Origin of the sequence: Brotonthovivens ammoniilytica, assembly GCF_025566885.1 — a bacterium.
Classification (GTDB): Bacteria; Bacillota; Clostridia; order Lachnospirales; family Lachnospiraceae; genus Brotonthovivens; species Brotonthovivens ammoniilytica.
On record NZ_JAOQJQ010000003.1, the window covers coordinates 85,149 to 97,392 of the forward strand.

The 12,244-nt window shown below is 42.3% G+C and carries 12 protein-coding genes and 1 tRNA gene; 9 read left to right on the forward strand and 4 right to left on the reverse strand.

The window, feature by feature from the left end; translation table 11 throughout:
• Positions 1-6: 6 nt before the first annotated feature.
• A complete protein-coding gene (gene nrdG / locus OCV88_RS08445) occupies positions 7-543 on the forward strand; it encodes an anaerobic ribonucleoside-triphosphate reductase activating protein (protein WP_158425074.1) in 537 nt (178 codons plus the stop codon).
• Between the two features lie 129 nt (positions 544-672).
• Here the strand turns inward: nrdG and proC are convergent, their stop codons facing one another.
• The gene (proC, locus tag OCV88_RS08450) at positions 673-1,506 is read right to left on the reverse strand and encodes a pyrroline-5-carboxylate reductase (RefSeq protein WP_158425075.1); all 834 of its coding nucleotides are present in this window, start codon (positions 1,504-1,506) and stop codon (positions 673-675) included.
• A 234-nt stretch (positions 1,507-1,740) separates the two neighbouring features.
• Between proC and OCV88_RS08455 the strand changes: the two genes are divergently transcribed.
• From OCV88_RS08455 to OCV88_RS08485, 7 genes are all read left to right on the forward strand, one after another.
• Positions 1,741-2,970 (forward strand): CD0519/CD1768 family membrane protein, encoded by a 1,230-nt coding sequence (locus OCV88_RS08455; protein ID WP_262591039.1) that lies wholly within the window; start codon positions 1,741-1,743, stop codon positions 2,968-2,970.
• 130 nt (positions 2,971-3,100) lie between these two features.
• Positions 3,101-3,604 (forward strand): PhzA/PhzB family protein, encoded by a 504-nt coding sequence (locus OCV88_RS08460; RefSeq protein WP_262591040.1) that lies wholly within the window; start codon positions 3,101-3,103, stop codon positions 3,602-3,604.
• A gap of 20 nt (positions 3,605-3,624) precedes the next feature.
• Positions 3,625-5,040, forward strand: coding sequence for an MFS transporter (locus tag OCV88_RS08465; protein WP_158425077.1), 1,416 nt, complete (start codon positions 3,625-3,627; stop codon positions 5,038-5,040).
• A 12-nt stretch (positions 5,041-5,052) separates the two neighbouring features.
• Positions 5,053-5,550 carry a phenazine biosynthesis protein gene (locus OCV88_RS08470; protein ID WP_262591043.1) on the forward strand — a complete coding sequence of 166 codons (498 nt, stop codon included), beginning with the start codon at positions 5,053-5,055 and terminating at the stop codon, positions 5,548-5,550.
• Positions 5,551-5,892: 342 nt separating this feature from the next.
• Complete coding sequence (locus OCV88_RS08475; RefSeq protein WP_262591044.1) at positions 5,893-6,813, forward strand: LysR family transcriptional regulator; 921 nt, start codon at positions 5,893-5,895, stop codon at positions 6,811-6,813.
• Positions 6,814-6,835: 22 nt separating this feature from the next.
• Positions 6,836-8,044 (forward strand): M24 family metallopeptidase, encoded by a 1,209-nt coding sequence (locus OCV88_RS08480; RefSeq protein WP_158425080.1) that lies wholly within the window; start codon positions 6,836-6,838, stop codon positions 8,042-8,044.
• A gap of 97 nt (positions 8,045-8,141) precedes the next feature.
• A tRNA-Leu gene (locus OCV88_RS08485) sits at positions 8,142-8,221 on the forward strand.
• Here the strand turns inward: OCV88_RS08485 and OCV88_RS08490 are convergent.
• The 3 genes from OCV88_RS08490 to OCV88_RS08500 form a co-directional block, all read right to left on the reverse strand.
• Positions 8,203-8,835 (reverse strand): site-specific integrase, encoded by a 633-nt coding sequence (locus OCV88_RS08490; protein WP_262591136.1) that lies wholly within the window; start codon positions 8,833-8,835, stop codon positions 8,203-8,205. The two genes, OCV88_RS08485 and OCV88_RS08490, sit on opposite strands and share 19 nt — an antisense overlap.
• A 1,448-nt stretch (positions 8,836-10,283) precedes the next feature.
• The gene (locus OCV88_RS08495; protein ID WP_262591138.1) at positions 10,284-10,574 is read right to left on the reverse strand and encodes a PBECR3 domain-containing polyvalent protein; all 291 of its coding nucleotides are present in this window, start codon (positions 10,572-10,574) and stop codon (positions 10,284-10,286) included.
• A gap of 367 nt (positions 10,575-10,941) precedes the next feature.
• Positions 10,942-11,142, reverse strand: a complete 201-nt coding sequence (locus OCV88_RS08500) for a hypothetical protein (RefSeq protein WP_262591047.1) — start codon at positions 11,140-11,142, stop codon at positions 10,942-10,944.
• 124 nt (positions 11,143-11,266) lie between these two features.
• Between OCV88_RS08500 and OCV88_RS08505 the strand changes: the two genes are divergently transcribed.
• Entirely contained in the window at positions 11,267-11,626 is a 360-nt protein-coding gene (locus tag OCV88_RS08505; RefSeq protein ID WP_262591049.1) for a hypothetical protein, read from the forward strand.
• The last annotated feature ends 618 nt before the right edge of the window (positions 11,627-12,244 follow it).

Below are 12,244 nucleotides of genomic sequence, written 5' to 3' on the forward strand. Positions count from 1 at the left end.
GATACTATGAACTATGCGGCGATAAAAAAATGTGATATTGCAAATGGACCGGGGGTGCGGGTTACTCTGTTTGTCTCAGGCTGTACCCATCACTGCAGGGAATGTTTTCAGCCGGAAACCTGGGATTTTAAGTATGGAAACCGGTTTGATGAGACCGTGGAACAGGGAATTTTAGAGGCTCTTGCTCCGGATTATATCCAGGGACTGACATTGCTTGGGGGAGAACCCTTTGAGCCGGCGAATCAAAGAGCGCTGGTACCTTTTTTGCACAAAGTGCGGGAGCGGTATCCGGATAAGGATATCTGGTGTTTCAGCGGATATGTTTTAGAAGAGCTTACCGGTATGCAGGAAGGAACCGGACGGGCCAGATGTGAGGTGACAGATGAGATGCTGTCTTTGATTGATGTGCTGGTAGACGGAGAATTTGAGCTGGAACAAAAAGACATCAGTCTGCAGTTTCGGGGCTCATCTAACCAGCGTTTGATTCAGGTAAAGGAAAGCCTTGAAAAGAAAGAGATTATCTGGTGGTCCGGCGGGAAATAGAGAAGAGAGTTTTAATTTTATAAGAAACTATAATTACAGCAAAGCAGCGCCTTCGTTCAGGTAACGGGCGCTGCTTTGCTGCGTGAAAGAAATGAGGCAGTAGTTATTCATTTATCTTAATATCTGAATTTAACCAATTTTTCCAAGCTCTGTATTTTTCTGATAGGCATCTGTAATGGCTTCAATGGCTGCGGAACGAAAACCGTTTCTTTCCAGAGCGGAAACCCCTGCAATGGTGGAGCCTTTGGGAGAGCAGACGGCATCCTTTAATTCTCCGGGGTGCCGTCCTGTTTCCAATACCATAGCGGCTGCCCCCAAAACAGCCTGGGCAGCATAAGTAAGCGCCTGATGCCGGCTTAAACCGGTGAGAACAGCTCCGTCAGCCAGTGCTTCAATAAACAGATAAGCAAAAGCCGGAACACATCCGCTGACGGTTGTGAAAGCGTCCATCATTGTTTCAGAAAGCCGCTCAATTCTGCCGGCTCGAAACAGCACCAGTTCAAGATCCGCAAGAATATCTTCGGATACTTCGGGACCGAAAGCCATGGCAAGCATTCCTTTTCCAATGGCAGCCGGTGTATTTGGCATAATCCGCACAAAGGGCAGCCGGCGGCATGCTCCATCCAGCTTTTGCCGAAGGGTTTCAATGGTCAGACCGGCAGCAATAGAGATCAGCACTTTTTCCTTCCCGGTTTCGCACTGCCGGTTTAGATATGGTGAAATTTCATGGAGAACATCTCCTATGATCTGTGGTTTTACACATAAAAAAATAAAATCTCCCAGCCCGGCGGCATCTGCATTTGTGGCGGCAGTCTGACATCCTGTTTCTCTGGCCAGACTAGAGGCTTTGGCCAGGTCGTAATCTGTAATATAAATCTGTTGTGGATTTAACGCCCGGCTGGCGGCACGGATTAAAGCGCTCCCCATATTTCCGGACCCGATAAAAGCTATTTTCTTATTCATTTCCTGTGGTCCTCCTATTTTTCTTTCATTGTAAATCCCGTACCTGAAAATGAAAATTAAAGTTTTTTTTGTATAATTATAAAAAATTTTAACTGGTTGTAATATATAGCAAAGGCGATATAAGAAATTGAAAAATGCATTAAAATCTTCTTTTCATCACAAAAAAAGTATTTGAATGGAGCTGGGGAAAACGGAATGGTAACATGGCCTTGACAACAAAAGGAGGGAAAGGGGATGGATATGATAAAAGAGCTGATACTGCGCAGGCGTTGTAGAAAAGAAAACAAAGAAAATAATGAGATACCGAAAGGCTGCAAAAAGGCAGTCAGCGGGGAGGCTTTTTTGTTTTTGGGGGGCATTGGGATTTTGTTTTTGTTTCTGGGGATTCACATGGGAGCTATTCATATGTTTAATACATTAATGAATACGGCATATCAGCTTTTGCTGGATACGGTATTTTACGTAATGGCAATTGCTGTTTTATCGGGAGCTGTCTCGGCGCTGTTTTCTGAGTTTGGGGTTATTTCTCTTCTGAATAAAGGACTCTCTCCCCTTATGAAACCGATTTACGGACTGCCAGGGGCCAGCGCAGTAGGCATATTAACCACTTATCTGTCGGATAATCCGGCTGTGCTGACGCTTAAGGCAGATGAAAATTTTCCGGAGTATTTTCAGAAAAAACATCTGCCGGCCCTGGTAAATCTTGGGACATCTTTTGGAATGGGCATGATTGTAACTACCTTTATGATTGGGATTGCATCTCCCTCTGGCGAGAGTTTTCTTCTGCCGGCAGTGATCGGAAATGCCGGTGGAATTGCAGGCAGTATTGTCAGTACACGTCTGATACTGTTTCTTTCTTATAAGGAGTATGGGAGAGGAAAGCCTCAGGGAAAATCCTTGAAACCGGAGTCCGAATCTGCCGTTTTGTATCGAAAAGTACGTGAGGGAGGCGTGGGAGCAAGGTTTATGGATGCCCTGTTAGCCGGAGGAAAGTCAGGGGTGCAGATGGGAATCAGCATCATACCGGGAGTACTGATTATTTGCACGCTGGTCCTGATGCTGGCAAATGGTGCTCCGGAAGGGGGATACACAGGAGGAGCCTATGAAGGAGTCGCAATTCTGCCATGGATTGGGAAAAAACTGGATTTTATATTGATGCCGTTATTCGGATTTACCAGTCCGGAGGGGATTACCGTTCCCATTACGGCATTGGGAGCAGCGGGAGCTGCTATTAGTCTGGTGCCCAATCTTGTGAATCTGGGACTGGCATCCGGACATGATGTGGCGGTATTTACAGCGATGTGTATCTGCTGGGGAGGTTTTTTAAGCACTCACGCAGCTATGATGGATACTTTTGGATGCCGGCGGATGACCGGAAAGGCGATTGCCTGTCATACAGCAGGCGGTCTGTGTGCGGGTATTCTGGCAAACTGGCTGTATCAGCTTGTATCAGTTTTGATGTAAATTAGGAAAAATAAGGATTAAAAATTATTTAAAATCACTAAAGTAAAATTGAATATGCATGTTGAAGCCAGGATGTTATGCTGATATCAGTAAAACATGTTTTCAAAAAAGTTCGAAGGAGGAGAATACTATGGACATTGAAAAATACCTTGACGCGTTCCCAAAGGAAAGAGAATTAAGAAAGAAAAATATTGAAACGGTTATGGCTTATATGACCTATAGCGGAGATGAGAGATTAAACCGCTGGAAATTATTTACAGAGGACGGACAGGGGGGCTATACAGGTCCTGCAAAAGATTATCCGGCACCTGAATTTATTGAGTGGGGAGTTCCGGGGCATGAGGGGTTAAAAATGAGTGATGCATGGAACAGCAAATGGTTTGAAGACGGGGTTTATACAGATATGCATCTGCTCCTTTCTGACGATCCCAACTATATAGTTGTATCAGCACTGGGAACGTTTCAGTTAAAATTTCCGGCGTATGAGGAAAAAAAGTATCAGAATTATTTCTTCCATGTTTTCGAAATGGAAGATGGACTGATTAAACGGTATCATGAACATATGAATTTTTGTCAGATGTATCATACCATCGGGATTGAACTGCCGGAAGTGGAGTTTCCGCACGGTATTTAAAAAATTGGGGGGATAAAGCAATGATGAAATCAAAAGGTCCGATTCAGCTTCCTTACGCGGGAACAAAGGTAAGAAAAATAGAATACGTGGGATATGCCACAGGAATGATCGGATATCAGATTCAGAATACATTGATGGGAATTTATCTGCTGATGTTTATGACAAATATTCTTCAGATTCCTATGCTGTATGCAGGCTCCGTTACTCTGGTCTGCAGGTTTGTGGATGCTTTTACAGATATTTTCTTTGGAACCATCGGGGACCGTACACATACAAGATTTGGTTCTTTCAGGCCATGGTATGTGACAATGGCAATTCCTGCGTGCTTATCATTTATGATGCTGTTTATCTGTCCGAAGTTTGTAACTCCGGGATCGGCATTTGCATTATTCTGGATTTATCTGATTTATTTGATTTACGGAAGTGTATTTACGACGATTATGTATACTTCTTACAGTGCATTTACTTCTGTTGCCACTGCAGATAATAACGAGCGCCGGGGACTGGTTCTGGCACGGCAGATGGGACTAAATATCAGCGGTATTATTGTGGCGGCGGCGACACCGGTTATGATGTATTTCGGCGGTGGAGTTTCCAATAATGAAGCTGCTTTTAAAGCTCTGGGAGTGTTTGTGGCAGTAGTAAGTATTGTTTGTTACCTGCTCTGCGGTTTGACACTTCGTGAACGGGTACAGTTAAATGCAGGCAAGGCTCTGCCCATCAAAGAAGGTTTTAAAGTATTTAAAGGCAATAAGATTTTCCTTGGGGCACTGATCTGCAATGTGCTTCATTCTATCGGAATAGCCATGTTTGGCGGATTGATGAGCTATTACTTCCTGTATTATAAAATGAATCCGGGATTAATGAGCCAGGGACAGCTTGTGGCAGCCATTGTAGCAACGGCTATCAGTATGATTTTTCTTCCGATGATGATGAAGCGGCTGCGCCGGGCAGCGGTTTACTGGATTGGTGTAATTATATTCTGCGGCCTTTTAATGCTGGGGTATGCATTCAGTATGTTTACCGTCAGCGGTTATCTGATGTGTACCGGTTTTACGGTAGGGATGATGATTGTCTATGCGGTTACCTTCAGCTTTATCCCTGATGCTGTGGATTACGGCGAATGGAAGAATGGTGTGGGGGCTCCGGGAACGGTAAATACTGTGCTGACCTTTATCCAGAAAATCACCACTGGTTTTGGAACGATGCTGATATCTGTTTTATTAAGTGCAGTAGGATATGATGCGGCCAGAGGGTTTGAGCAGACACAGGCGGCCAGAGAAGGAATCCGTCTTATCAGCTGTGTGGTACCGGCGGCATTTTTCCTCCTTTCTGCTCTTGGGCTGATTTTCCTTCGGGTTAAGGCAGAAAAGATGAAAGAGATCAGAGAAGAGCTGGCTGTCAGAAGAGCCAATGCACAAAAAGAGGAAGCATAAATATAAGTATCATTGTATAGGAGGAAGAAAGTTATGTGTGAAGATAAAGAATTAAGAGAGAAAAACAGAGGGACCATAGCAGAATTTTTTAAACGCCATGCGGAAGCCAGAGCCGAACTGTTTGATACAGACGGCTGTAAGGAACTGACCTTTGCGGCAAACGGCGGGGCTCCCCAGCGCTGGGAGGGTAAAGAGGAAGTATTAAAGAATTTTACCGCAAATAAGACATTTTTCCCCACCTGGGGATGGCGGGACATTGTTATTGACGATACACAGGATCCAAATAAATTCTGGGCAGAGGCATACGGCGGCGGTGAACAGAAGGTAGGAGATTCCAAAGAACCAACCAAATATGAAAACCATTATGTATTCTGCTTTAAAATGAAAGACGGGCTGATCCTTGAGATGCGGGAAATTAATAATCCGTTGAAGCTGATGATGGCATTGGGAGTAGAGCTTCCAAAGATGCCGGATGCAAAAGAGGATACAGAGCAGTTATTAAAACGTTAATCTTCAAATTTTGTATAAATATGCATAAGGTCCGGCAGTGTACGAAAAAGCAGTATGCTGCCGGGCTTTTTTTGCTCTATAAGAAATACTGTGTTGTGATAAAGCTGAAAAGTACCGATTCCTATAGAGCAAAAAACGCTCCGCTGTGGATGGCACTGTGGCGGAATGGAGTCATGTCGCAAAAACGATTTTTTATAAATGATCAGTAAAAGCTTTGTAAAATATAAAGACTGGATATGAAAAATGAATGGAAAAAGTGAGGTTAATATGGGGGAAGCTCTGTATAAAGTGCGGCGGTCATGGTAAAATGAGTCCAGAATGCCAAATGTCAGGAGGATAAAGATGTCTTCTTATTTATCAAAGTATGAGACGTTTATGGAAGTTGCAAAAACCAAAAGTATGAGCCGGTCTGCTGTAAATACGCATCAGACTGTTCCGGGGGTCAGCTATACCATTGCCAAGCTGGAAGAAGAGTGGGGGATTCCGCTGTTTGTGAGAAACAGAGGGAAAATATCCCTGTCTGAAGCTGGAGAAGCGCTGCTGCCTTATATTTCAGATGTACTGGAAGCTCAGCAGAGACTGGAAAATGAGGTGCTGTCTTTTAAGGGAATTGAAAAGGGTACTGTGAAAGTGGGAGGACTGCGCCGTGTGACAAAGCAGTGGCTTCCAAGCATGATTCAATATATGGAGGCAGAGTATCCCAATATTCAGATAGAAATTGTACTGAACTTGTATGAAGAGGTGCAGACAGATCTTCAAAATGGGGTGATAGACATTGCCTTTGCCGGAGAACCCACCACAAAACTTTTGGATTTTTACCATGTAATTGATGACCCGTATATGGTTGTTATGCCAAAGTCAGATCCGCTTCGGGGCAGGATGGAACTGACATTAGAAGAAATCAGGCATGAGAAGCTGATTATGCCGGACTGGGTTCATGATAAAGGGCTTCAGACACTGATGGAAAAAAGCAGAATTGATAATCAGACTGCCTATCGCATTAAGGATACAGGAACTATTTTGTCTATGGTGGAGCAGGGAATAGGTGTCTCTATCCTTCCATATTTTATTATATCAGGGGAACGGGCCGATGTGGCGGCAGTGCGCCTTTTGGACTGGCCGGCAAAACGGTTTGGGATTGTGACGGCTTCAGAAGCAAGGCTGTCTCCTTCGGCTAAAAAGTTTATGAATTGTGCGAAAGAATGGCTGAAAACCAATCAGGATCATATCGGCTTTCACGGGACAGAGAAGAAGGAAGGCTGAATGAGGGAGAAAAGGGGCGAAAATGGAGACTGAAAAGAAACGGAACGGACTGATTCACGATATGGGTTACTTTGCCGGAAATTTATTTTTTTCCAAACAGGAGATCAGGCGCCGTCATAATCTGGTAAGACAAAGGCTTAAGGCTGCAGGGGCAGATCTTCTGATTGCACAGCTGTGTTTTCCGTCGGCCAGTATGGCTGTGGATCCGTATATTACCTGGCTGACCGGTACTTCTGGCTATAAAAGCACCATGACAGCGGTTCTGCCGGTTCAGGGAGAGTTAATACTGATACCAGGAGCGGGAATGCAGTCAGTCAGCGGAAATGACTGCCCGTATCTGGCGGGAACGAAAGATCTGCTTCAGGAAGTATTAAATGGAGTGAAACGGATTGCTTACTGCGGGCTGGGGCGGATGCCCCTTTCTTTTTATCAGTATCTGGCAGAAGTACTGCCGGGAGTGGAACTGATAGATTTCTGCCGGGAACTGGATGTTATGAAAGCTGTAAAAAGCCAGGAAGAGTTAGAGGCAGTTAAGCATGCGGTCTGGATACAGGACCGGTTAATAGAGTATGGGGCAGAATATCTGAAACCCGGACTGACGCAGTCAGAGATCTGGAGCAGGATTATAAGCTTGTTATCAGAGCTGGGAGCGGATATGAGTGTTATGCCAAAGATTTTGATGACCTCCGGGAAAAATAAAACAGTAGGTTCTTTTCCAACGGTACATCCTAAGACACGGGCTCATCTCTGCTTTCCGGAATACAGATTGCAGGAGGATGACTGGGTACATATTATTTATGAAACCCCCGGACTTGGCGGCTATTATTCTGAAACCGGCCGCATTTTTTATTTTCAGGAGCCATGCATGAAGGCCCGAAAGGTTTGGAAAGAATGTGTGGAGCTGATAAAGTTTCAGGCGGGCAGTATTAGACCGGGAAAAACATTGCACGAAATCCGGGAGGAGGTTAATCATTATCTAAAAGTGCGGGGAGCCAAAACGGATGAGAATATATTCCAGATTCGCGGCATCGGAAATCTAACAACAGAAAGTCCGCAGCTGTATGACTGGGACCAGATGAAACTTCAGCCGGGGATGGTTTTGAGTCTGCAGCCTCGTTATACGAAAGGTGATGAAACGTCCATTATCTTAGATACTTATGTGGTTGGCGCTCCGGGGGAGAAGGCCTGCCGGTTAAGCAAAGTTCCTCAGGAGCTGGTTGTTCTATCTTAAAATACGGAAAAAACGAAATGTGCAGATATCGTATCATAAGATGAAAACAGAAGATTGACAATCCTTCCGGCAGATGATAAGATAATACTCGTTGTAAGCGGATATGGCGGAATTGGCAGACGCGCCAGATTTAGGTTCTGGTGGGAGACCGTGCAGGTTCAAGTCCTGTTATCCGCATAATAAAACCCTTGGATTTTCAAGGGTTTTGTTTTTTTTGTGTTGTATTTTGTGTTGCATAGACTTTCAAAATACCCATTGGCTATTTGATTCATTTGCTCGGCCTTATCCTCCAAAACATGCCGATATACATTTTTTAAAACGGCATCGCTGCCCCAGCCACCACGTTGCATGATATATGCATCAGGGATACCCAATGCATGTTGGATAGATGCCGAATAGTGTCTCAGGTCATGAAAGCGAAATTTCGGAAGACCGGATCTTTTTATAATATCAATAAATCGGTCAGAAATTTGAGTTTGCCTTAATAGAGTAATTTGCCCATTAATCCCTTTTAATTTTTCGATGACAAAATCCGGAAATTCTATGTATCGGTTACCGCTCAAACTTTTTGGGGATTTTTTTATCCAGTTATTATTTTCGTTTAAAGCCATGGAATATTCTGCGTGTACAATATTGCCTTGTATGTGATCGCTATCAAGCGCTGCGATTTCGCCCCTTCTCATAGGGGCGAATGCGGCCAGTAAAATAGGGATTTCCATTTCTGTATTATTTACATAATCCATGAGACGCTGTATCTCCTTTTCAGATGGGACATAAAGTTTAGGACGCACCGTCAATTTCTGAAATAATTTTATTTTCAATTATTTGAAAATCCTTTTTTTCGCTTGTATTCTCAGACGGCGGCTGGTGATAAAATTGAGGATCGCTTTGCTATATAGTCATCCCGAGCACCGCCGAATGTTAGACAACAATTATTTTTGCGGGATTCCTTTTACGCAGCCCATTTGGATGCATATGCTTCACAAATCCGCTTTCCTTTTGTGGTTGGATTATCGCATGTAAATGATTTGTATATCCTCTTCTTTTTTTGAGTGCCGTCCGGTAAAACAATGCTGCATGTTGCCGTCCTCTGTTGTCAGCAGAGGGCGGTGTTTGACTTTTAAGATATATTTGCTATAATATACTTAACAAGACAGCCGACAGGTAGGTGCAAGCTACCTGATCCGGCGAATTTATAACAGTTTACTTAGTAAAGCTGCCCATCCGGCCAAGGAATCAGGGCGGCTTTACTTATTTTTTAAATGTAGAATTGATACAATTAAGCTGGCAACAGCCAGTATGATCATAAATTCCTCATATGTATTCATAAGCATTTCCCCTTTCCACAAGACTCGGATCGGGAACCGGCACGCCCCTTCGGCTGTCCGGGTAAATATATTCAGTTACTTCGTCCCTGGAGAGACAGATATTTGACTTTCCAAGCATATTTGTTATAATATACTTAACAAGACAGCCGGAAGATAGATAAAGCCTATCCGCCCCGGTAAAATATAAAGCTTTGTAAGCCGCCTATCTTTTCCAGGGACAGGGCGGCTTACTTATTTTTCAAATTCAAAATTGCGATAATTAATCCAGCAACTGCTATGATAACCATGAATTCCTCATATGTACTCATAAGCAACACATCCTCCTGTCAAGACTCAGGACGGATGACTGCACGCCCTCCCGGCTGTCCGGGTAAATATATTCAGTTGTTCTGTCTATGGAGAGACGGGTATTTGACTTTTCAAGTATATTTGTTATAATATATTTAACAAGGGAGCCGATAGCTAGCTGAAACCTAGCCATCTCGGCAAATAGGTATAGAAAATAGCGCTACACTATGCGGGTGGGGGCGCTATTTTTGGTTATGCTTATTGACGGTTATAACAAGGGTTATTACAGCAACGAGCATAATAACGAAAGTAAATAGATCGTTGTATGTAACATACATAAGCACCAGCCCCTTTCTCTGTATGAGTAGGTGGCTACATATCGCCCCATCGGTTCCCTGGGTAAATATATTATGTTGTCAAGGTGGAATCAGGGACCGTTTTATATTTATTGCGTGATTATGTAATACAAAAAGGTGTCCCCCTGTTGGGAACACCTTTCTCAATCAATTGAATTACAAGATGGGCGGCGTATCCATCATCTCAGGTACTCTTACGAGTGTGTCGGGGGCCTTTCCGACTTTTGCGATTCAATTTAATGTATCCCCATTCTATGCGAAAATATTCTATTTGTCAAATTTGCTCAGCCTGCCATTTTCAATTCCGTACTTTAATTTTCCGGAAGTAATGGTGTGAAGAGTGGCAACATATAGATAATTTTCTTTTACATCCAGTTTTATTCCTATCTGCACATTCTCACTCAATACCTTAACAAGTTCAAAGGAGGCATTTGGTTCGTTTGGATTAACACCTATATAGTCGGGATTCGAGATGATGGATGGTATAAAACGCATATACGGCAGGCATTCCGGGTGTCTTTTTTCAATGTGCTTCTGTAAACCATTGGACTGATAAATCTGCTCTGCTCAAATGATACTGAAAGATATTCGTTAAATGCTTCATTAAAGAGAGCAATGGGAAATACCTTGTTGTTCATGCGTTTGTTCACCCCTTTTCTTAGTGTATTTTATTAAAAAGCCTCAGCGGTTTAATCAGATGTAAGTTTTCCAACAGACAATGTTGCTTCAAAGTAGATAACATGGTTGTCCCCTGCCCATCTTAATGTATATTCTACAAACTGATAAATATAGTACAAACAGAGATGGTCATTGAATAGGAATGACTGGCTTATATCCTCTTATCAGTTTTTGATAAAGGGGTTTTGCTAGATATGAATTATAACAAACCATTTAAAACTTACCATTTAATGGACAGGGGAATTTTTTATGTAGCTGAATTTATATAAGCATCTGAAATTTGTCCGGCATATTTTGTATATACATCTTGAAGCTTTCCAGCCCATTTTTCATATGTAGAATAGCTATCTCCGTTTTTATACATAAGTTCAGCCATTTCAGAAATACCATCATTACAGATAACTGCTAATTCGGAAATTTTTTCATTACATAATTCCGCTTTTGCCATGATATCATCACCTAAAGAAGAAGCTTCATTTTTATACTCTTTAACAAGTCCCGGCGTTGCGGATTTTATTTTTTTAGAGTATTTATCAAGGATACTCTGATAAGCACTGGAAGATGTTCCTGGCTTGGAGTTTGAAGCTGTATTATTTTCTGCTGGTGAAGAGTCTTCTTTCTGGCTATTGGAGTTGCTTTTGGATGAAGAATCTTTTTTCTGGCTATTGGAGCTGCTTTTAGATGAAGAATCTTTTTTCTTATCGGAAGATTTAGAGTTATGCTTGGCAACGTCCTTATTGTTTTCCGATGAAGTAGATTTTTCAGAAGCTTCGGCAGATACAGTGTCTTTTTGCTTTTTGGAATCATTATTTTCATCTGAAGCAGTAACATCTAATTCAGATTCGTCAATTATATCTTCTGATGTGGTAGCGCCTGTTTCTGATTCATTTGTGGAATCATCTTCTAAATTTGAGTTGTCGTCTATATTATAGGATTCAGATACTTTTGTAAGTTCATAAGTAGTAGTATTTCCCTGTACTGTTACCTCATAAATAATTTTACCATTCCGGTAGGAAAATTCTTTATTTTCACTAGTTGAGGATAGAAGTGAAGATCTTGAAGTATCCCGAATAGAAGTCCATGTATACTCATCTACGTTTGATGCAGGAGCAATAAAAGATCCAAGCCAATAGAGTATTATTCTACTTCTATTATGAGATACTCAGTTAATTTCTATGACATCATCCGAGATTATGGCTTCTTGGTAAGAATCATCGTCGCTTTCGGAGCGCCAAGTACCAGACAAGTCTAGCGCTGATGTGTCTTTTGATTTTGTAACGTTGCAAGAGGTCAATAATCCCATGATCATAAGACTAGAGACGATGATAGCTAATAGTTTCTTTTTCATAATAATCCCCTTTTCTTAGTGTATTTTATTAAAACGCTGCAGCGGTTTAATTTATATTTATTATGTCTTCAGTAATTGGCAGAACACTTTACCAACGGTGTTCTCAGACAATATTCTATTTTTGTCACCTTTATATTTTACGAAAAATTACCCTAAATTACCAGTACTAAAAAATTTTCTTACAAATGGGAAAGTGGCATAT